Origin of the sequence: Aeromonas sp. s1(2024) (assembly GCF_040908005.1) — a bacterium.
Taxonomy (GTDB): Bacteria; Pseudomonadota; Gammaproteobacteria; order Enterobacterales; family Aeromonadaceae; genus Aeromonas; species Aeromonas caviae.
Window position 1 is genome coordinate 1 of the sequence record NZ_JBFOCW010000064.1, and the last position, 18346, is coordinate 18346.

The window sequence follows — 18346 nt, forward strand, 5'->3', positions numbered from 1 at the left end:
TGCGCCTGTTGTGGGCATACTGCGAAGGATAACCGCCAGACGCAAAGCCAGTTTAAATGCGCTGCGTGTGGTTATGAGGCGAACGCCGATGTGAACGGCGCTCGCAATATTTTAGCGGCGGGACACGCCGTTTTAGCCTGTGGAGGCGTGGTGCAATCAGGCCGCCCGATGAAGCAGGAACCCGGTACTGCGCGAGCAGCTATCACCCAGTAATGGGAATCCCCCTCCTGTGACGCGAAGCGCTAAGGTGGGGGAGGATGTCAACGAATCGGTCTATTGCCTGGACCCGGATTAGAACCTCATCGAGATCAGCCGCTATTGCTGAGCTCTTGGCACCTTGCGATTTGTGTCATTGCTCCCTGGTGCGCCCCTTGCGCAGCAGAGGGATCACGGTGAGCACCATGCCGGTGAAGAGCAGCAGATAGCCCAGGGGCAGCAGGGCAAAGGGCTCGTGCAGGAAGCCCTGGGCATCGAGGGTGGAGCCCAGCAGGTTGAAGGCCACAAAGCAGCCGAGCCCGGCCAGGATCAGCAGGGCACCTGTTTTCATCGTCATCTTGTCATCCTCGTCAGCGAGATGGAGCGGATGGGAGACTTTCATGCCTGGGTGAAGAGAGTGTGAAGTCGCGCCAGGCACAAAACACAACGGCAGCCCAAGGGCTGCCGTTGTGTTGAGGGTGAAGCCCCGGGCCAGGGCGCTCAGCAGACCCCTTGCGCCAGCATGGCGTCGGCGACCTTGACGAAGCCGGCAATATTGGCGCCGCTTTCGTAGTTCACATGGTCATCATCCTGACCGTAACGGACACAGGTGGCATGGATACTGGTCATGATCCCCTTGAGGCGGGCGTCCACCTCCTCCCGGGTCCAGGAGAGGCGCTGGGCATTCTGGCTCATCTCGAGGCCCGAGGTGGCAACCCCGCCGGCGTTGGCCGCCTTGCCCGGGGCGAACAGCACCTTTGCTTCGTGGAAGAGGCGGATGGCGGCGGCGCTGGAGGGCATGTTGGCCCCCTCGGCCACCAGCTGCACGCCGTTGGCAATAAGCTGCGCCGCATCTTCGGCATCTAGCTCGTTCTGGGTGGCGCAGGGGAGGGCGACGTCGGTCGCCAGGTGCCAGGGGGTGCGGCCGCTGAAGAACTCGAGCCCGAGCTCGTGGGCGTAATCCGCCACCCGCTTGCGCTGCTCGTTTTTAAGCGCCATCAGACGGGCCAGCTTCTCGGGGGTGAAGCCGTCCGGATCATAGACGGTGCCGCCGGAGTCGGAGGCGGTGATGACGCGGGCGCCGAGGGCCATCGCCTTCTCGATGGCGTATTGGGCCACGTTGCCCGAGCCCGACACCGAGACCCGCAGGCCATCGAGGGACTGGCCGCGATGGGCCAGCATGGCGTCGACAAAGTAGAGCAGGCCGTAGCCGGTGGCTTCCGGACGAATGAGGCTGCCGCCAAAGGAGAGTCCCTTGCCGGTGAAGACGCACTCGGCGCTGTTGGTGAGCTTCTTCATCATGCCCGCCATGTAGCTCACCTCGCGCCCGCCCACCCCGATGTCGCCCGCCGGCACGTCGGTGTTGGCCCCCAGGTGGCGATAGAGCTCCAGCATGAGGGCCTGGCAGAAGCGCATCACTTCTCCTTCGCTCTTGCCCTTGGGATCGAAGTCGCTGCCCCCCTTGCCGCCCCCCATGGGCAGGGTGGTGAGGGCGTTCTTGAAGGTCTGCTCGAAGGCGAGGAATTTCAGCACCGAGAGATCCACCGAGGGGTGGAAGCGCATGCCGCCCTTGAAGGGGCCGATGGCGGAGCTGTGCTGCACCCGGTAGCCGCGATTCACCTGCACCTGGCCCTGGTCATCCACCCAGCTCACCCGAAACTGCACCAGGCGCTCGGGTTCCACCAATCGCTCCAGCAGGCCGTGTTGCAGGTAGCGGGGGTGGCGCTCCACATAGGGCCAGATGGAGGCGATCACCTCGCTCACGGCCTGGATGAACTCGGGCTGGTGAGGGTTGCGGCTGGCGACCTGGGCCAGGAAGGCCTCCTGGGAGAGGGAATGACTCATCTTTAACTCCTGTCGTGAATGATGAAAGTGGCGTCCTGCCAGAGAGGGGACCATGCCCGTCTTCAGGGTTCGCGGGGCTCAAGGGGCCCGTTGTTGCGCCCCGATGGGGGTGTCATTTCCCGTCGTCGGCGGGTCAGAGCAGATAATTCGCGATGACCAAAATCTTTTTATGCATTTTTTCTGGATAAATATCAAGCGTTAGATCATCTGGCTATCTGCCGAAGGCCGCACCCTATCTTCGGCGGCGGGGGCCCGGCCCATGAAGTGAGCACCATGAAGTGAAAAGAGGCGGGGAGTGCGCGGTGCAGCCCAATCAGGGCCGCGGCGTCACCGCACGCTGGATAATGGGGGGCCTGCTGCTGCATCAGGGGCAGCACCCCCTGTGAGCCAGCGGGCAGGGGGCGACGGGGCCGGGCGCGGGCCCGTGCAATGTGCTACTGTAGCGGCGTTTTTTGCCGAACATGCAGGGCGCAGGCCCTTATTTCATGGAGTTGTATGCAGACGAACCCGACCACAGCGCGGCTGATCCAGCCAGCCATTCTCAAGGCCCATCCGACCCGGGAGGTGACCCATGCTGGCCGATGAATCCATGCGCCTGAACAAATACATCAGCGAGAGCGGCATCTGCTCCCGTCGTGAGGCCGATCGTTTCATCGAGCAGGGCAACGTCTTCATCAACGGCAAGCGGGCCGGGGTGGGAGATCAGGTGTTTGCCGGGGATCTGGTCAAGGTCAACGGTCAGGTGATCGAGCCGCGCGAAGCCGACAGCCTGGTCTTCATCGCCCTCAACAAGCCGGTGGGCATCGTCAGCACCACGGAGGCGGGGGAGAAGGACAACATCGTCGACTTCGTCAACCACAGCACCCGCATCTTCCCCATCGGTCGCCTCGACAAGGACTCCCAGGGGCTCATCTTCCTCACCAACCACGGGGATCTGGTGAACAAGATCCTGCGGGCGGGCAACGATCACGAGAAAGAGTACCTGGTGACCGTGGACAAGCCGGTGACCGACGAGTTCGTCCGGGGCATGGCGGCCGGGGTGCCCATCCTCGGCACCGTCACCAAGAAGTGCAAGGTGAAACGAGAGGCGCCCTTCGTGTTTCGCATCACCCTGGTGCAGGGGCTCAACCGCCAGATCCGCCGCATGTGCGAGCACTTCGGCTTCGAGGTGACCAAGCTCGAGCGCATCCGCATCATGAACGTCAGCCTCAAGGGGCTGCCGGTGGGGGAGTGGCGCGACCTCACCGACGACGAGCTGATCGAGCTGTTCAAGCTCATTGAGGACTCCTCCTCCGAGGCGAAACCGGCCAAGGGGGCTCAGGTTGCCAAGCCCAAGGCGGCTGCGGCCGGCACCCCGGCCCAGGGCAAGAAGCCGCGGCGCAGCGACGATCACGAGATTGGCGGGCGGCCCAATGTGCCGGGTCCCGAGGCCTTCGAGAAGAAGAGCCCCGCAGGCAAGGGCGGGGCGGGCAAAGGGGCTGCCAGCAAAGGGGCAGCAGGTAAAAGCGCGCCCGGCAAGGGGGGCAAACCCGCCCCGGGCAAACCGCGGCCAGGGCAGGGCGGGCGCCAGAAGAAGGGGCGCTGAGCGCCAGGCCTTCCCGCACCCTGATGCACAACACCGGCCTTGGCCGGTGTTGTGCTTTCTGGCCCCCAAGGCCGGTGCTCGCCGGATCAGGCAGGTTTGTGGCCTGCCGTCTGCACAGCCATGGCCTGCTCCGGGGGCAGGCCCATGGCCCTTGGGTAGTGGCGCGGGTTGAGACGCACCACCAGCAGGCTCATCAGGACCAGGGCGCCGAGCTGCCACTGCCAGGCGGCGGCGAAGTCACCGCTTGCATGGTGCAGGCGGGCCGCCACCCAGGGGCCGGTAGCCGCCACCATGAAGCCGACGCCCTGCATCAGGGCGCAGAGGGCGCCCGCCCGGCGCGGGTCGGGCAGGTGATCCAGCGCAATCACCATGATGAGGGAGAAGCTCCCCCCAAGCCCGGCGCCGCACAGCAAACACCAGAGCAGGGGGGCGGTCTGAGGAGCGAGCCAGAGGCCGCCAAAGCCCGCCAGCTGCATGGCGATGGCCAGCGCCATCCAGGGGCGGCGGTCCAGCCGACCGGCTGCCAGCAGGGGCAGGCCAAGGCCGCTCGCGGTCTGGGCCAGGGCGAGCCAGGCCACCAGCTCGCCCCCTTGCTGGGCGCTCCAGCCCGCCGCCATGTAGGCCGGGGCCAGCCAGGCTACGACGATGCCGTAGCCGCTGTTGATGATGCCAAAGCAGGCGATGAGCAGCCAGGTGCGGGGCAGGGGGAGCAGCCGCTGCTCCCCGGTGGGGGCGGGCGTGCTGGCCGGGGCAGGCAGGGGCACCCGCCAGGCCAGCCAGCCGAGGGCCAGCAGCACCGGCAGGCCCCAGAGCGCCAGCGCCCGAGACCAGTCCAGATACTCGGCAAGGCGCGGGGTGAGCACGGCCCCGAGCGCCCCGCCCCCCATCATGCAGGCGGAGAAGATCCCCATCACCAGGGGCACCTTTTGGGCGAACCCCTCCTTGATGAGGCCGGGCAGTACCCCCTGCACTAGGGCCGAGCCCAGCCCGCACAGGGCGGCGCTGGCGATGAGCAGGGCGCCGCTCGCCAGATCGACGCGCAGGGCGCTGCCAAGGGCGAGCAACAGCAGGGCCGTCCCGAGCAGGGGGCGCGGGCCCGTGCGACCCAGGAGCGCCGGGGTGAGCAGCACGCCGACCCCGATAAGCCAGAGGGGCAGCAGGGTGACCCAGGCCAGGGTATCTACCCCGAGGGCCAGCCTCGCGTCGATGCGAGGGGCCAGGGGGCCGATGGCGGTGAGGAAGGGGCGCAGGTTGAGGGCGATGAGGATCACCAGCACCAGCAAGGCGCCGCTGCCCGGGGGGAGGCGGCGCTTATGCATGGGGCAGGGGACCGTAGAGGGTTTCGGCCGCGATGGGGCTCGCCAGCTTGATGAGGGGCAGGGGCGGCGGGCACAGGGGCAGTCGCAGGGCCGCGTAGGCCGCGCGGCTGTCATAGCCGAAGGGGGCGGCATCGTCGTTGTCAAAGGCGTAGTAGACCGCCTGGATGCCGTTCATCACCAGGGCCGACAGGCACATGGGGCAGGGGTGCCCGCTGGCATAGACGATGGCCCCGGCCAGCGGCCCCTGGCGACTCCCTTCCCGCAGCGCTTCCAGCTCCGCGTGACGGGTGGGGTCCCCCGCCTCCAGCATGCGGTTGACGGCGCTCGCCACCAGCCGGTTCTCCCTCACCAGCAGGGCGGCGAAGGGGCGCCCCCCTTGCTGGCGATGGGTCAGGGCCAGGTGCAGGGCCTGCTCCAGCCACTCCTGATGGCTGGGGGCCGAGGCGGCGGTGAGGGAGTTGAGGAGGCGGGCACCGGACTGGGAAGGAGGTGGCATGGTCATATCCTGGCAAAAAGGGGGAGGACAGCAGCCTAGAGGGTCGCCGCATCATTTGGAAATTAAATGATAAAATGACTTCCAGTGGTTTTATAAATGGAGATTGCTCATGGAGCGCCCCCTGCTGGACCCCCAATTGCTGCAGAGCTTCGTCGCCATCGTCGAAACCGGCAGCTTTACCCGCGCCGCCGAGCGTATCCACCTCACCCAGTCCACCCTGAGCCAACAGATGCGCCGCCTGGAGCAGCAGCTGGGTTGCACCCTGCTCGACCGATCCGGCCGCCAGGTGGTGACCACGGCCCAGGGGGAGACCCTGCTCGGGCTGGCGCGCCGCATCCTGGGGCTGCTGGCCCGGGCGGGGGAGCGGGTGAGCGAGGCGAGCCACCCCCTGCGCCTCGGGGTGCCGGAGGATTTTGCCGCGGGGGCCATGACCCCGGTGCTGGCCGCCTTCGCCCGCACGCACCCTCAGGTGCGGCTGGAGGTACAAAGCGATCTCAGCCATGCCCTGTGGCAGGCATTCGAAGGGGGAGAGCTGGATCTGGCCCTCATCAAGCAGGGGCGCGGCCAAGGGGAGCCCATCGCCCGCTGGCGCGAGCCCCTGGCCTGGGTTGACAGCCGGGAGTGGCCCGCCGCCGGGCGCGACCCCCTGCCTCTGGTGGTGTTTCCAAGTGAGGGGCTCTACCGGCGCCAGATGACCGACGCCCTGGATGCCGAGGGGATCCCCTGGCGCATCGCCTACGTGAGCGGCAGTCTCGCCAGCCTGCAAGGGGCGGTGAGCGCGGGGATCGGGGTCAGCCTGCTGCCGGCGCGCCTGCTGCAACCGGATCAGGTGGTGCTGGCCCACTGGCCTGCGGTGCACTCGGTGGAGCTGGCCCTGCACCAGGGGCCGGGCACGAGCGAGCCCCTCGCCCGGCTGGGGGAGGCGCTGATCGCGCTCTGTGACGAGGTGATGGGGCCGAGGTAGCCCGGGCGGCCAGGGGTCAGGCCAGGGCCTGTTTTGGTACCACGGCGAGCCAGATTTCCACTTCGCCGCTGCCGGTGACGGCGTCAAAGCGGGCGCCGTAGCGCTCGAAATCCGGCTGCTGGGCAGATTGATAGTCCGATTGCGCGAGCCACGCCAGGGCCTGGCGCCAGGTGTGTGGCAGGGTCGCGACATGCCCCTCATGCAAGAAAATGGCGTAGGTCTGGGGGGCGATGCGCATGCGGCCAAGCCCGGGAGGCAGCACCTCCAGGGCGGCGACCTCCACCCCGCAGAGGTATTCGCAGTGGGTGTCGGTGGCGGCGCAGATGACGCCATAGGCGTGCTCCCCGAGCTGGCCCGGCAGGGGAAGCAGGGCGCTGAGGTCGCGCCACTGGCCGGCGAAGTCCCCCTGCTCGAAGGGGTGGTGACGGCGCAACCCCCCGAGGAGCATGGCGCGGCCTTGTTCGATGCGAATGGGGGCTGACATGGTGCCTCCTGCGGGGGCGCTCAGGCCTCCCGACCTTCCTCGAGCTTGCGCTCATAATCCCGGCGAACGATGGCGAGTGCCGCCAGGGCCAGCGCGGGGGCGATGTGGTTGGTTTCCAGCAGTTCGATCAGATCCACCGCGAGCTGGACCTCGGGGGGGGCATTTTCCAGGGACATCTTGGGTTCTCAAGGGCAAGGGTGGTCGCCATTATAGCGCCCGGCGGCGCGAAGACACGCCCCGGCTGCCCGGGGCGGGACGGGTCACATGTGCTGGCGCATCTCCTTGTCCAGCTCCTCGCGCAGGGCCATCAGCTTTTTGGCGTACTGCTGCAACTGCAGATCGCTCTCGCTCACCGGCTGCCACTGGGGCACCGGGGTGGGTTTGCCATGCTCGTCCATGGCCACGAAGATGATGATGCAGTGGGTGGTCTTGCGCCGCTCCGGGTCGGTGGGGTGGCGGCTGTAGACATCCACCGCCAGGTGCATGCTGGTGGTACCGGTGTGGATCACCTTGGCGTGCACCTCCACCAGCTGGCCTATCTGGATGGGGCGCAAGAAGCGGATGCCCCCCACATAGACGGTGACGGCATAGCCGCCACACCAGCCGGCGGCGCAGGCGTAGCCGGCCTGGTCAATCCACTTCATCACCATGCCGCCATGGACTTTGCCGCCAAAGTTGACGTCGGCGGGTTCGGCGAGAAATTGCAGGGTCAGTTCACGGGCGCTCATGGTACTTCCTTATGTCGAGGCAAGGGGGGACTCCTTGGCTGTCCCCCGGGGACAATAGCAGCGGGCGGGGCCGACACTGATCCAACCAGCGCCTCTTCTTGTCTGCGCCGTCATTCACCTTGAGTTCAGCGCAGGCGGCCCAGCATGACTCATCACGCGAGGGAGGAGGCCCCATGAAACAGATGCTGGAGCAATTGATGGGAGCTGGCAAGGGCTGGCTCAACGACGGTGGTGACACGCGCAAGGCCCAGATGAAGGGCATGGCGCAGGGGGGATTGGCCGCCGGGGCCATGGCGCTGCTGCTTGGTAACAAGAAGATGCGCAAATATGGCACCAAGGTGGCGGCGGTGGGAGGCGCGGCGGCTCTCGGGGGACTGGCCTACAAACTCTATCAGGACTGGCAGACCCAGCAGTCCACCCCGGCCCAGCCGACCCAGCCCCTGGACACCCTGGAGGGCAAGGCCCTGGATGCCCGCGCCAACCTGCTGGTGCGCGCCATGGTGGCGGCAGCCCGGGCCGACGGCCACATCGATGCCGCCGAGCGCCAGAAGATCCAGGAGTACCTGACCGAACAGGGGGAGCGGGATGCGGCCCGCTGGATTGACGCCGAGCTCTCCCGCCCCCTCGACCCCCATGTCCTGGCGCGAGAAGTGACCGACATGGAGCTGGCGACCGAGGTCTACCTCGCCTCTCTCCTCACCATCGAGGTGGATCACTTCATGGAGCGCGGCTATCTGGACGAGCTGGCGCGGGCCTTGAAGCTGGATGACAACCTCAAGGGAAGCATAGAGCGCCAGGTGGCCCAGCTGGGGGCGTCGGGCTGAGCCCGGGAGTCAGCGGATGCACAAGGCCCCGTCATGGGGCCTTGTCGTTGCCGGGGGCTGTTGATTGCCGTGACGAGCCGATAAGATGCGGGTTCCAAAGGGTGACCGCCGAGCCTCTTTCCTCGCTGGCGACCCTCACTGCAAGGAGCATCAGGTGGACATTCGCAAGGCAACTGAACAGGATATCGACGCCATTCTGGCCCTGAACCGGCAGATAGGTCAGCTCCACTTCGAGCAGGTGCCCGAGGTGTTCTGCCCCCCGTCCCCGGAGGACAGGGCCTTCTTGCTCGGCGCCATTGCCGACGAGGCACGTCTTTTCTGCGTGGCGGTGGTGGCGGGGGAGGTGGCGGGTTTTCTCACCGCCCGCATCGACCTCAACGAGAGCGTCCCCTTTCTCAGCAAGCTGCCCGTCTGCCGCATCACGACCGTGGTGGTGGATGAGGGGCTCCGCTCCCGGGGCATCGGTCGGGCGCTGATCGCCCACGGGGACCAGTGGGGCAAGGCGCGGGGCGCAAGCCAGTTGCGCCTGGAGGTGATGGCTTTCAACGAGCGGGCCAGGGCCCTCTACGAGCAACTGGGCTTCAAGGCCCAGTCACAGACCATGGCCAGATAAGGCGCACTCGCTTGCAAAAGGGCCCGTTACGGGCCCTTGTCGTATGAGGCGTCAGGGGGGCTCTGCCAGGTTTCCCGTTGCCGGGCGATGAGGTCCGCAAGCCGGTTGAGCGCCGCGTCCAGTTGCGGGCTCCAGGGATGGGAGCTGTTGAGGCGCAGGCAGTGGTTGTGCTGGCCCTGGCTGGAGAAGAGGGCCCCGGGGGCGATGGAGACCCCCTGTTCGATGGCGCTGGCATAGAGCGCCCGGCCATCGAGGCGGGCGTCAAATTCGAGCCAGAGAAAGTAGCCCCCGTCGGGGGAGGAGATACGTGCCTCGGGGAAGAGGCGCATCAGGGCTGCCCGCATCTGCTGCTGGCGCTGGGCCAGGGTGTGGCGCAGGCGGCGAAAGTGGGCGTCCACCCCGCCCTGGCGCAACATGTCAGCCAGCGCCAGCTGACTGGGCACATTGGTCGACAGGGTCGACATCAGTTGCAGCCGCTGGATGCGCTCGGCGTGGCGCTTCGCCACCACCCAGCCGACCCGAAAGCCCGGCGCCAGACACTTGGTCCAGGAGCCGCACAGCAGGCTCTCTCCCCGCGCATCCCAATGGGTGATGGGCCTTGGCCGCTCGCGCCCGACATAGAGCTCCGCGTAGACGTCATCCTCCACCAGGGGGACCTGATGGCGGTTGAGCAGCCCCATCAGCGCCTGCTTGTGCTCATCCGGCATGGTGTGGCCGAGGGGGTGCTGCACATTGCCCATCAGCCAGCACGCCTTGACGGGGCGCTGGGCGAGGGCCTCCTCCAGCAGGGCGAGATCGATGCCCACCCCGGGGATCACCGGGATCTCCACCACCTTGAGCTTGAGCCGCTCGATGGCCTGCAGGGCGCCGTAGAAGGTGGGGGACTCCACCACCACCCAGTCGCCGGGCTCGGTCAGCACCTGAAGACTGAGGGAAAGCGCCTCCATGGCCCCCGTGGTGATGATGATCTGCTGGGGATCCACCGCCATCCCCTCGCCGGCGTAGCGCCGGGCGATGGCGCGGCGCAGTGCCTCGTTGCCGGGGGGCAGATCTGCCACCGTGCTGAAGGGATCGAGGCGGCGCATGCAACTGCCGAGGGCCCGACCGAGCTGGGGGTGGGGGAAGAGGGTCGGGTCCGCCACCGCCATGCCAAGGGGCACCAGCTCCCGTGACTTGCTCGCCTGCAGCACCTCGAACACCAGATCGTTGATGTCCACCGAGCCGCTGTAGCGGGCCTGCTGGGGCTGACTCTCCCGCCGGGCCGTGCTCGCGGCCTTGACGTAGTAGCCGGACTGGGGCCGCGCCAGGATGAGGCCCCGGCTTTCGAGCAACTGATAGGCCTGGAGCACCGTCATGGGGCTGAGGCCATGGGTCTTGCAGCTCTGGCGGATGGAGGGGATGCGCTCCCCCGGCTGCCAGAGCCCGCTCGTGATCTGCTGTTGCAGCTGGTCTGCCAACTGGCCGTAGCGGGACATGGTGGGCCCAAACTGTTATAGGTGTTTTTCACTATAACTGCATCTGTTATAGGTGTCATGGACCATGGTGTACTTGGCGGGCGAAAACCTGTCCGTTAAATGCAACATAGAGAGTCATGCATGATAAGCCTGGATGATGTGGTCAGCCTCTCCCGAATACAGTTCGGGGCGACGGCGATGTTCCACTTTCTGTTTGTGCCCCTCACCCTGGGGCTGTCCTGGATCCTGGTGATCGCCGAGTCGGCCTACGTGATGACCGGCAAGGTGATTTACAAGGACATCACCCGCTTCTGGGGCAAGCTGTTTGGCATCAACTTCGTGATGGGGGTGACCACTGGGATCACCCTGGAGTTCCAGTTCGGGACCAACTGGGCCTATTACTCCCACTATGTCGGCGATATCTTCGGCACGCCGCTGGCGGTGGAGGGGCTGATGGCCTTCTTCCTCGAATCCACATTGGTGGGCCTCTTCTTCTTCGGCTGGGACAAGCTCTCCCGCGGTCAGCACCTGCTGGTGACCACGCTGGTGGCGCTCGGCTCCAACCTCTCCGCCCTCTGGATCCTCATCGCCAACGGCTGGATGCAGAACCCGGTCGGCGCCGAGTTCAACCCCATGACCATGCGCATGGAGCTGGTGGATGTGGCCGCGGTCATCTTCAACCCGGTGGCCCAGGTCAAGTTCGTCCACACGGTGGCGGCGGGCTATGTAGCGGCCTCCCTGTTCGTGATGGGGGTGAGCAGCTGGTATCTGCTGCGCGGCATGGAGGTGCGCTTCGCCCTGCGATCCTTTGCCATCGCCTCGGGCTTTGGCCTCGCGGCCATCCTATCTGTCATCGTGCTCGGGGACGAGTCGGGCTATCGCTCGGGGGAGGTGCAGAAGGTCAAGCTCGCCGCCATCGAGGCGGAGTGGGAGACGGAGCCCGCCCCGGCTTCTTTCACCCTGTTCGGCCTGCCGGATCAGCGTGCCGAGACCACCCACGCGGCCATCAAGATACCCTATCTGATGGGCATCATCGCCACCCGCTCCCTGGATGAGCAGGTGACGGGCCTCAAAGATCTGAAAGCGCAGCACGAGGCGCGCATTCGCAGCGGCATGCTGGCCCACGAGGCGCTCGAAGCGATGCGGGCAGATGGCAGCAACCAGGCGGCGCGAGCCACCTTCGAGCGCCACCGCGGCGATCTGGGCTACGGCCTCTTGCTCACCCCCTATGCCAAGGAGATTGGCAAGGCGGACGAGGGGGCCATCGCCAAGGCGGTGGAGGACTCCATCCCCCAGGTGGCGCCGCTGTTCTGGAGCTTTCGCCTGATGGTGGGCATCGGCGTGGCGCTGCTGGCGCTCTTTGCCGCCGCCTTCCTGCAACTGTGCCGGGGCAGGTTGGTGCAATCCCCGCGGCTGCTCAGGGCCCTGCTCTGGTTTATTCCGCTGCCCTGGATTGCCATCGAGGCGGGCTGGTTCGTGGCGGAGTTCGGTCGCCAGCCCTGGACCATCAGCGACGTGCTGCCGGTGTCGGCCTCCGTCTCCCTGCTGCAACCGGGGCAGCTCTGGTTCAGCCTCATCGCCATCTTCTTCATTTACAGCAGCCTGCTGGTGGTGGAGCTGTTCTTGTTGCGTCATGTGATCCGCAAAGGGCCTGCCAGCCTGCAGACGGGTCGTTATCAAGGTGAAGTGTTGCAAAACGGGAGTCCTGCCTGATGGATTACGAAACCCTGAAAGTGATCTGGTGGGGGCTGGTGCTCTTCCTGCTGGTCGGCTTCGTGGTGATGGATGGCTTCGATCTCGGGGTCGGCATGCTGCTGCCCGTGGTCGGCAAGACGGATGACGAGCGGCGGGTGCTGCTCAACAGCGTGGGGCCGGTGTGGGAGGGCAACCAGGTGTGGCTCATCGCCGGTGCCGGCACCCTGTTTGCCGCCTGGTCCCTGGTCTATGCCGCCGCCTTCTCGGCGCTTTACGTGCCCTTCATGTTCCTGCTGTTCGGTCTCTTTTTGCGACCGGTGGGCTTTGACTATCGCAGCAAGCTGCCGGACCCGGTCTGGCGCCGCTGGTGGGACCGCGCCCTGGTGGTGGGTGGTCTGCTGCCGACCCTGGTGTTTGGTGCCACCCTTGGCCTAGTGCTGCAAGGGCTGCCGTTTCGCTTCGATGCGGCCCTTCGCATCCACTATGGCGCCTTTGCGTTCCACTGGCCGCTGCTGTTGACCGCCATGGGGACGGCGCTGGCGCTGCTCTTGCTGCACGGTGCCAGCTTCCTGCAGTGCAAGACCCAGGGGGCCATAGCGGCGCGCAGCGCCCGCCTCGCCCTCTGGCTCGGCCCCCTGGCGAGCGTCCTCTTTGCCCTTGGCGGCGTCTGGCTTGGAGAGATGGCGGGGTATCGCATCACGGCCATCGGCGATCTCAACGGCGCCCTCACTCCGCTGATGAAAGAGGTGGTGGCGGTGCCGGCGGGCTGGCTTGGCAACTTTGTCGCTCATCCGGTGCTCTGGGCCGTGCCTGTGCTCGGGCTCCTGCTGCCCCTGGTGTGCGCGCTGGCAAGCCGCCTCGGCAAGTCCGGGCTGGCGCTCGTTGCCAGCGGCGGTGCCTGCGCCGCCATGATGCTGACCGTGGCCATCGCGCTCTTCCCCTTCGTGCTGCCCTCGTCCCTGGATCCGGCCAGCAGCCTGACCCTGTGGGACAGCACCTCCAGCGAGCGCACCCTGCTTATCATGCTGGGGATCGTCGGGGTACTGATGCCGGTCAACATCGGCTACACCCTCTGGGTATACCGGGTGGTGCGCGGCAGGGTCAGCGCCGAACAGGTGCGCCAGCACGGCCACAGCCTCTACTAATCCGCTTCAACACAAGGATCAACGCGATATGTGGTATTTCACCTGGTTGCTGGGGCTGGGGTTCGCCTTGCTCTGCGGGCTGGTCAACCTGCTCTGGCTGGAGGCGCGCTGGGCCGCCGATGAGGATCTCAAGGAGCCCTGAGTCTCGCATCTTGCCCATGAAAAAGGCCGACACAGGATGTCGGCCTTTTGCTTGCCCGGGGGTCAGGCAAGGGCGGCGCGGCGCTCGCCCGCTTCGCTGACATGGGTGAGGCCGTAGGCCAGCAGCACGATGAGGGCGCCAATCCAGGGGGTGTGCATCAGGCCGAGGTGCTCCACCACGAAACCGCCGACCACGGAGCCCAGCGCAATGCCGACGTTGAAGGCGGCGATGTTGAGGCCGGAGGCCACATCCACGGCATTGGGGGTGTGGCGCTCGGCCTGTTTCACCACCAGTACCTGAAGACCCGGCACGTTGCCAAAGGCGAAGGCGCCCCACACCAGCACGGTGAGTACCGCCAGCACCGGGTGCGGCGCGGTGAAGGTGAGCACCAGCAGCACCAGGGCGAGACCTGCAAACAGCAGCTTCAGCGCAGGCAATGGGCCCATCCGGTCGGCGAGCTTGCCGCCCCAGATATTGCCGACGGCGACCGATACCCCGTACACCAGCAGAATGAGGCTCACCGCGCCGGCGCTAAAGCCGCTCACCTGTTGCAGGATGGGGGCGAGGAAGGTAAACGCCGTGAAGGCACCGCCGTAACCGAGCGCCGTCTTGGCGTAGACCAGCAGCAAGGGCTTCCTGGTGAGCACCGAGAGCTGCTCGCGAACGCTGGAGGCGGCCCCCTTCGGCAGGTTGCCGGGGATCAGCAGCAGGCTGCCCACCATGGCGACGAGGCCGAGCAGGCTCACCACCAGGAAGGTTTCGCGCCAGCCAAAGACCTGACCAATCCAGGTGCCAAGTGGGACGCCAGTCACCAGGGCGACCGTGAGGCCGCTGAACATGATGGCGATGGCGCTGGCCGCCTTCTCTTTGGCCACGAGACCCGTGGCGATGGTGCTGCCTACCGAGAAGAAGACCCCGTGGGCCAGCCCGGTGAGGATGCGGGCCACAATCAGGCTCTCGTACCCGGGGGCCTGCCAGGCCAGCAGGTTGCCGACAGTGAAGAGGGCCATCAGTCCCACCAGCAGCCACTTGCGCGGCAGCTTGCCGGTGAGCGCCGTGAGCACGGGGGCGCCGATGGCCACCCCAAGGGCATAGAGGCTGACCAGAAGGCCCGCCGAGGGGAGCGAGACATTGAGCTGCTCGGCGATGGTGGGGATGAGCCCCACGATCACGAATTCGGTGGTGCCTATAGCAAAGGCACTTAAGGTGAGGGCAAATAACGCCAGTGGCATAACAACTCCTTGGATTGGGACTCCCGACGGGAGAATGGCGCCAGTATGCCGAGGGTGTTTGTTGGTAAAAATGACGACAACGTCAAATTACTTTTGCCAAATCAGCAGCAATGGGACCGTGAAAGTGGGAGTGGCTGAGGTTGCAGAGAGAAGAGGGGGCCGTACAGCGCGAGTTGAGTGCAGAGGTAAAGCGTACAGACCGAACTGGGAATAAAGAGGGAAGGGCAGCGGAAGGTTGCAGGGGAGGGGGCCAGCGGCGCGGGTGGCAGTGACGCGCGGTATTGGGTACAAAAAAAGCGGGAGGCATTGTGCCTCCCGCTTCTGCTGAAAAATACCGTTGAGCGTTACCTGCCCCCTTCTCCCCTTGCGGGAGAAGGGCTGGGGATGAGGGGGATCAATCCCAATCCGGCGCAAAATCCGGGTTGGCACAGCGCTCACCCCGATCCAGGGTGGCGATGGCGGCCATCTCGTCGCTGCTGAGCCGTACCTTCAGCGCAGCCAGGTTGGCGGCCAGATTCTCCCGTTTGGTGGAACTCGGGATCACCGTCATGCCCTGGGCCAGCAGCCAGGCCAGCGACACCTGGGCCGCCGAGACGCCGTGGCGCTTGCCGATCTCCATCAGCAGCGGCTCGGCGAGCACCTTGCCATAGGCGAGCGGCATATAGGCGGTGATGGCGATGCCGTGGGCCTGGCAGAACTCCACCACCTTGCGGTTTTGCAGCAGGGGGTGGATCTCCACCTGCTGGTGGGCGATGGCGCCCGGCCCCAGAATATCGATGGCCTGTTTAAGCTGGGCCACGGTGAAATTGGAGACCCCGATCTCCCGGGTCAGGCCCCGGGCTTTGGCCTCGGCGAGCTGCTCCAGATAGATCGCCATCGGCACCTCATCCTGGGGGGAGGGCCAGTGAATGAGCGCCAGATCCAGATAGTCGGTGCCGAGTTTTTCCAGGCTCACTTCCAGGCTCGGGATCACCTTGCCCGGACCGAACTCGCTGGTCCACACCTTGGTGGTCAGGTAGATATCCTGGCGGGGCACGCCACTCTCGCTCATCAACTGGCCGACTTCGGCCTCGTTGTCATAGATCTGGGCGGTATCGATATGGCGGTAGCCAAGTTCCAGCCCCTGCAGCAGGGAGTCGCGAAGGGGCTGATCTTTCAGGCGGAAGGTTCCAAGACCCAGGTTGGGCATCTTCATCATCAAATTCCTCAAGTTATTGTTTCTACGCTCAATGCTTTGTCTGTTTGCCGGGCCTGCGGTGCAGATCCGGCGGGGAGGGCGCCGGCAGCCTCAGACCCTGTGATAGCGGCGCACCAGGCTGCTGGCAAACCACTCCTGGGTGTCGGCCACGAAGGCGAGAAAATGGGGCTGCTGCTGGTGGGCGAGCAGGGCGGCTTCACTCTCCCACTCCTCGTACAGCATCCAGCCGTGAGGGCTCTCCAGGCTCTGGTGAAGCCGGTAGCAGAGGCACCCCGGCTCTTGCAGGGTAGCCGCAATCAAGGGATTTAAGGCTGCGTGAAACCGGTCGGCAAATTCGGGTTTGGCGTCAAGCTGGGCAATCACAATCAGGGGGGATGGCATCTGAACCTCCTCGTTAAGACGGGAGTCAGTATGCCCGCCCCAGACTGGGGGATACAGGGCAGCAGTCGCAAAACACTATTGAGGTGAGTGCAGCAATGTGGCCTCCCCATGGCTGGTCGTGGTGCAGGTGGGCCAGGGGAGGGCGGAGTATTATCAAGCGCTGGCCGGTTCGGACCAGACCGCAAATTCATTGCCGCTGGGCTCGACAAAGTGAAAGCGGCGGCCACCGGGGAAGTCGAACAGGGGGCGCACTATGGTGCCGCCATGCTGGCTCACCTTGCCCTGGGTCGCCTCGATATCGGCGCTGTAGAACACCAGCAGGGCACCCCCCTGCGCCGTGTGGCTGCAGAGATCGGCACGATAGAAGCCGCCATCCAGCCCTTCTCCCTCGAAGGCGCAGTAGTCGGGGCCGTAGTCGGCAAACTGCCAGCCAAAGACGGCCTGAAAGAAGGCCTTGGTGGCGGCAAGATCCCTGGCCGCAAACTCCACATAGTTCAGTTTTTCATGGGCCCTGGTCATAAGGGTTTCCTTGTCGATATCGGTGGTTATTTCGGTTGCCAGCGCTTTTGCGTGCGGCTCGTGGAGTGGGGCAAGGCGTCCCAGGGGGTCAGCTTGAGCTGCTTGCGCCGACACCAGAGCCAGGTCGCCATCAGCAGACCAACCCCTATGCCGAACAGCAGGCTCTGGCGCAGGGCGAATGCCGGGCTCACCTCATCCTGCCAGCCGAGGTACCACATCAACACCCCCCAGATGGCACCTGTTGGCAGACCAAAGGCAAGCAGGTTGACCATAAAACGTTCATAGTGGGGCGGTCTTAGCCGCAGGCCCAGCCTGCGCAGCAGTCTGAGCAAGGGGGGATTGTAGTTGGCGTGCCACACGCCTTTGCTTTCAAGCTCCTGGTGGGCTGCCGCCAACCGCTCTGCGAAGTTCATGATGTTCGTCCTTGTGATGGATTGGTGCTATACGATGCCTTCTTGGCGGCATTGTATCGGCAAAGTGTGGCGGCGGTTTGAGCTGGTTATCACGTTATTTATCTGTGGAAATAAAGAATTTGGTATCCTGCCGTCCTTGCCAACTCCCGGCCACTGCGCCTATAAAGCCCCATGACTCTTGCCAGGATAACAACAATGAAGACCCATTCCGATGAATTGACCCTGTTTGTGGCGGTGGTGGAGGCGGGCAGCTTTCGCCAGGCGGCGGAGAATCTCGGCATGGACAATTCCGTGGTGAGCCGCGGCATCAAGCGTCTCGAAGAGAAGCTCGCCACCGTGCTCCTCAACCGCACCACGAGGCGGGTCAGCCTGACCGAGGAGGGGAGCTGGTTCTATCAGCGGGCGGTGAAGATCCTGACCGAGATGAGCGAGGTGGAAGGGTTGCTGCTGATGCGCCGGGAGCAGCCGGAGGGCATATTGCGGGTGGACGCCGCCACCCCCTTCATCCTGCATAGATTGGTGCCCATCATCGGCGAGTTTCGCCGCCGCTACCCCGCCATCGAGCTGCAACTGCACAGCTCCGAGGGCTTCATCAACCTGATGGAGCGGCGGGTGGACATGGCCATTCGCATCGGCGAGCTCACGGACTCCTCCCTGCGGGCCCTGCCGCTGGGCCGCTCGCGGCTGCGGCTGCTGGCCTCCCCCGACTATCTGAAGGCACGCGGTACCCCGCGCCAGCCGGCTGACTTGCTGGCGGGCCACGAGCTGCTCGGTTTTTTGCACCCCGATCACCTCAATCATTGGCCCCTATTGAGCGAGGAGCAGGGGGACCGATTCGCCATCACCCCGACCCTGCGGGCCAGCAGCGGGGAAACCTTGCGTCAGCTGGCGCTGGCGGGGCAGGGGATCGTCTGCCTGTCGGACTTCATGACGGGGGATGACAGGGCGAGCGGGGCGCTGGTGGAGGTGCTGGCCCGCAGCAACAGCGGCGCCTCGCGCCCCATCCATGCGGTCTTCTACTCCGATGCCCAGCGGGACATCCGGCTGCGGGTCTGGCTCGATTTCCTGAAAGAGCAGCTCGGTGCTGAGGCGTTGTAAAGGGCATGTCGACAGC

General features: G+C 65.6%; 22 protein-coding genes. 9 read left to right on the forward strand and 13 right to left on the reverse strand.

Annotated elements, in window-relative coordinates:
• Window positions 1–213: zinc ribbon domain-containing protein (locus tag AB5Y70_RS15230; protein WP_368175974.1), on the forward strand; the 213-nt coding region annotated here is incomplete at its 5' end.
• 136 nt (window positions 214–349) lie between these two features.
• On the opposite strand, the gene AB5Y70_RS15235 is transcribed toward AB5Y70_RS15230, so the two are convergent.
• Entirely contained in the window at window positions 350–553 is a 204-nt protein-coding gene (locus tag AB5Y70_RS15235; protein ID WP_049636791.1) for a DUF3955 domain-containing protein, read from the reverse strand.
• A gap of 143 nt (window positions 554–696) precedes the next feature.
• Window positions 697–2040 (reverse strand): NADP-specific glutamate dehydrogenase, encoded by a 1344-nt coding sequence (gene gdhA / locus AB5Y70_RS15240; RefSeq protein WP_041212764.1) that lies wholly within the window; start codon window positions 2038–2040, stop codon window positions 697–699.
• A gap of 571 nt (window positions 2041–2611) precedes the next feature.
• Here gdhA and rluF point away from each other — a divergent pair.
• The gene (gene rluF, locus AB5Y70_RS15245; RefSeq protein WP_010674196.1) at window positions 2612–3625 is read left to right on the forward strand and encodes a 23S rRNA pseudouridine(2604) synthase RluF; all 1014 of its coding nucleotides are present in this window, start codon (window positions 2612–2614) and stop codon (window positions 3623–3625) included.
• 86 nt (window positions 3626–3711) lie between these two features.
• Here the strand turns inward: rluF and AB5Y70_RS15250 are convergent, their stop codons facing one another.
• Entirely contained in the window at window positions 3712–4944 is a 1233-nt protein-coding gene (locus AB5Y70_RS15250; protein ID WP_049636792.1) for an MFS transporter, read from the reverse strand.
• On the reverse strand, window positions 4937–5446 hold the full coding sequence (locus AB5Y70_RS15255) for a nucleoside deaminase (protein ID WP_041212766.1): 510 nt from the start codon (window positions 5444–5446) through the stop codon (window positions 4937–4939). The genes AB5Y70_RS15250 and AB5Y70_RS15255 overlap by 8 nt, the downstream gene beginning before the upstream one ends.
• A 115-nt stretch (window positions 5447–5561) precedes the next feature.
• Here AB5Y70_RS15255 and AB5Y70_RS15260 point away from each other — a divergent pair, with 115 nt between their 5' ends.
• Entirely contained in the window at window positions 5562–6404 is an 843-nt protein-coding gene (locus tag AB5Y70_RS15260; protein ID WP_336580367.1) for a LysR family transcriptional regulator, read from the forward strand.
• Between the two features lie 16 nt (window positions 6405–6420).
• On the opposite strand, the gene AB5Y70_RS15265 is transcribed toward AB5Y70_RS15260, so the two are convergent.
• From AB5Y70_RS15265 to AB5Y70_RS15275, 3 genes are all read right to left on the reverse strand, one after another.
• Window positions 6421–6888 (reverse strand): GyrI-like domain-containing protein, encoded by a 468-nt coding sequence (locus AB5Y70_RS15265; RefSeq protein ID WP_141116469.1) that lies wholly within the window; start codon window positions 6886–6888, stop codon window positions 6421–6423.
• Between the two features lie 20 nt (window positions 6889–6908).
• Window positions 6909–7064 carry a pleiotropic regulatory protein RsmS gene (rsmS, locus tag AB5Y70_RS15270; RefSeq protein WP_010674200.1) on the reverse strand — a complete coding sequence of 52 codons (156 nt, stop codon included), beginning with the start codon at window positions 7062–7064 and terminating at the stop codon, window positions 6909–6911.
• A gap of 84 nt (window positions 7065–7148) precedes the next feature.
• The gene (locus AB5Y70_RS15275) at window positions 7149–7616 is read right to left on the reverse strand and encodes an acyl-CoA thioesterase (RefSeq protein WP_010674201.1); all 468 of its coding nucleotides are present in this window, start codon (window positions 7614–7616) and stop codon (window positions 7149–7151) included.
• Between the two features lie 173 nt (window positions 7617–7789).
• Between AB5Y70_RS15275 and AB5Y70_RS15280 the strand changes: the two genes are divergently transcribed.
• Both AB5Y70_RS15280 and AB5Y70_RS15285 read left to right on the forward strand, forming a co-directional pair.
• Window positions 7790–8440 (forward strand): tellurite resistance TerB family protein, encoded by a 651-nt coding sequence (locus AB5Y70_RS15280; RefSeq protein WP_323908724.1) that lies wholly within the window; start codon window positions 7790–7792, stop codon window positions 8438–8440.
• 154 nt (window positions 8441–8594) lie between these two features.
• A complete protein-coding gene (locus tag AB5Y70_RS15285; RefSeq protein WP_171865592.1) occupies window positions 8595–9053 on the forward strand; it encodes a GNAT family N-acetyltransferase in 459 nt (152 codons plus the stop codon).
• Window positions 9054–9079: 26 nt separating this feature from the next.
• Here AB5Y70_RS15285 and AB5Y70_RS15290 read toward each other — a convergent pair whose 3' ends face one another.
• The gene (locus AB5Y70_RS15290) at window positions 9080–10528 is read right to left on the reverse strand and encodes a PLP-dependent aminotransferase family protein (RefSeq protein WP_319902773.1); all 1449 of its coding nucleotides are present in this window, start codon (window positions 10526–10528) and stop codon (window positions 9080–9082) included.
• Between the two features lie 120 nt (window positions 10529–10648).
• Between AB5Y70_RS15290 and AB5Y70_RS15295 the strand changes: the two genes are divergently transcribed.
• The 3 genes from AB5Y70_RS15295 to AB5Y70_RS15305 are packed head-to-tail and all read left to right on the forward strand — an operon-like array spanning window position 10649 to window position 13489.
• The gene (locus AB5Y70_RS15295) at window positions 10649–12220 is read left to right on the forward strand and encodes a cytochrome ubiquinol oxidase subunit I (RefSeq protein ID WP_319902772.1); all 1572 of its coding nucleotides are present in this window, start codon (window positions 10649–10651) and stop codon (window positions 12218–12220) included.
• Entirely contained in the window at window positions 12220–13347 is a 1128-nt protein-coding gene (gene cydB / locus AB5Y70_RS15300) for a cytochrome d ubiquinol oxidase subunit II (protein ID WP_319902770.1), read from the forward strand. Before AB5Y70_RS15295 ends, cydB begins: the two co-directional genes overlap by 1 nt.
• A 28-nt stretch (window positions 13348–13375) precedes the next feature.
• On the forward strand, window positions 13376–13489 hold the full coding sequence (locus AB5Y70_RS15305) for a CydX/CbdX family cytochrome bd oxidase small subunit (protein WP_010674207.1): 114 nt from the start codon (window positions 13376–13378) through the stop codon (window positions 13487–13489).
• A gap of 62 nt (window positions 13490–13551) precedes the next feature.
• Here AB5Y70_RS15305 and AB5Y70_RS15310 read toward each other — a convergent pair whose 3' ends face one another.
• The 5 genes from AB5Y70_RS15310 to AB5Y70_RS15330 form a co-directional block, all read right to left on the reverse strand.
• A complete protein-coding gene (locus AB5Y70_RS15310) occupies window positions 13552–14721 on the reverse strand; it encodes an MFS transporter (protein WP_319902769.1) in 1170 nt (389 codons plus the stop codon).
• A 394-nt stretch (window positions 14722–15115) separates the two neighbouring features.
• Entirely contained in the window at window positions 15116–15919 is an 804-nt protein-coding gene (gene dkgB, locus AB5Y70_RS15315) for a 2,5-didehydrogluconate reductase DkgB (RefSeq protein ID WP_319902767.1), read from the reverse strand.
• Between the two features lie 90 nt (window positions 15920–16009).
• Window positions 16010–16300, reverse strand: coding sequence for a putative quinol monooxygenase (locus tag AB5Y70_RS15320; RefSeq protein ID WP_368176075.1), 291 nt, complete (start codon window positions 16298–16300; stop codon window positions 16010–16012).
• Between the two features lie 153 nt (window positions 16301–16453).
• Window positions 16454–16819 carry a VOC family protein gene (locus AB5Y70_RS15325; RefSeq protein ID WP_109422424.1) on the reverse strand — a complete coding sequence of 122 codons (366 nt, stop codon included), beginning with the start codon at window positions 16817–16819 and terminating at the stop codon, window positions 16454–16456.
• A 26-nt stretch (window positions 16820–16845) separates the two neighbouring features.
• Window positions 16846–17232: a DUF6404 family protein gene (locus tag AB5Y70_RS15330; RefSeq protein ID WP_043155268.1), complete on the reverse strand. Its 387-nt coding sequence runs from the start codon at window positions 17230–17232 to the stop codon at window positions 16846–16848.
• A gap of 195 nt (window positions 17233–17427) precedes the next feature.
• Between AB5Y70_RS15330 and AB5Y70_RS15335 the strand changes: the two genes are divergently transcribed.
• Window positions 17428–18330 (forward strand): LysR family transcriptional regulator, encoded by a 903-nt coding sequence (locus AB5Y70_RS15335; RefSeq protein WP_109422423.1) that lies wholly within the window; start codon window positions 17428–17430, stop codon window positions 18328–18330.
• Window positions 18331–18346 lie beyond the last annotated feature (16 nt).

Bases quoted from the DNA above. Each gene is read 5' to 3' on its own strand.
- AB5Y70_RS15335 (WP_109422423.1), top strand. From the start codon at position 17,428: ATGAAGACCCATTCCGATGAATTGACCCTGTTTGTGGCGGTGGTGGAG.
- AB5Y70_RS15295 (WP_319902772.1), top strand. From the start codon at position 10,649: ATGATAAGCCTGGATGATGTGGTCAGCCTCTCCCGAATACAGTTCGGG.
- AB5Y70_RS15305 (WP_010674207.1), top strand. From the start codon at position 13,376: ATGTGGTATTTCACCTGGTTGCTGGGGCTGGGGTTCGCCTTGCTCTGC.
- dkgB (WP_319902767.1), bottom strand. From the start codon at position 15,919: ATGATGAAGATGCCCAACCTGGGTCTTGGAACCTTCCGCCTGAAAGAT.
- AB5Y70_RS15275 (WP_010674201.1), bottom strand. From the start codon at position 7,616: ATGAGCGCCCGTGAACTGACCCTGCAATTTCTCGCCGAACCCGCCGAC.
- gdhA (WP_041212764.1), bottom strand. From the start codon at position 2,040: ATGAGTCATTCCCTCTCCCAGGAGGCCTTCCTGGCCCAGGTCGCCAGC.
- AB5Y70_RS15320 (WP_368176075.1), bottom strand. From the start codon at position 16,300: ATGCCATCCCCCCTGATTGTGATTGCCCAGCTTGACGCCAAACCCGAA.
- AB5Y70_RS15290 (WP_319902773.1), bottom strand. From the start codon at position 10,528: ATGTCCCGCTACGGCCAGTTGGCAGACCAGCTGCAACAGCAGATCACG.
- AB5Y70_RS15330 (WP_043155268.1), bottom strand. From the start codon at position 17,232: ATGAACTTCGCAGAGCGGTTGGCGGCAGCCCACCAGGAGCTTGAAAGC.
- cydB (WP_319902770.1), top strand. From the start codon at position 12,220: ATGGATTACGAAACCCTGAAAGTGATCTGGTGGGGGCTGGTGCTCTTC.
- AB5Y70_RS15235 (WP_049636791.1), bottom strand. From the start codon at position 553: ATGACGATGAAAACAGGTGCCCTGCTGATCCTGGCCGGGCTCGGCTGC.
- AB5Y70_RS15310 (WP_319902769.1), bottom strand. From the start codon at position 14,721: ATGCCACTGGCGTTATTTGCCCTCACCTTAAGTGCCTTTGCTATAGGC.
- AB5Y70_RS15265 (WP_141116469.1), bottom strand. From the start codon at position 6,888: ATGTCAGCCCCCATTCGCATCGAACAAGGCCGCGCCATGCTCCTCGGG.
- AB5Y70_RS15250 (WP_049636792.1), bottom strand. From the start codon at position 4,944: ATGCATAAGCGCCGCCTCCCCCCGGGCAGCGGCGCCTTGCTGGTGCTG.
- rsmS (WP_010674200.1), bottom strand. From the start codon at position 7,064: ATGTCCCTGGAAAATGCCCCCCCCGAGGTCCAGCTCGCGGTGGATCTG.
- AB5Y70_RS15255 (WP_041212766.1), bottom strand. From the start codon at position 5,446: ATGACCATGCCACCTCCTTCCCAGTCCGGTGCCCGCCTCCTCAACTCC.
- rluF (WP_010674196.1), top strand. From the start codon at position 2,612: ATGCTGGCCGATGAATCCATGCGCCTGAACAAATACATCAGCGAGAGC.
- AB5Y70_RS15325 (WP_109422424.1), bottom strand. From the start codon at position 16,819: ATGACCAGGGCCCATGAAAAACTGAACTATGTGGAGTTTGCGGCCAGG.
- AB5Y70_RS15280 (WP_323908724.1), top strand. From the start codon at position 7,790: ATGAAACAGATGCTGGAGCAATTGATGGGAGCTGGCAAGGGCTGGCTC.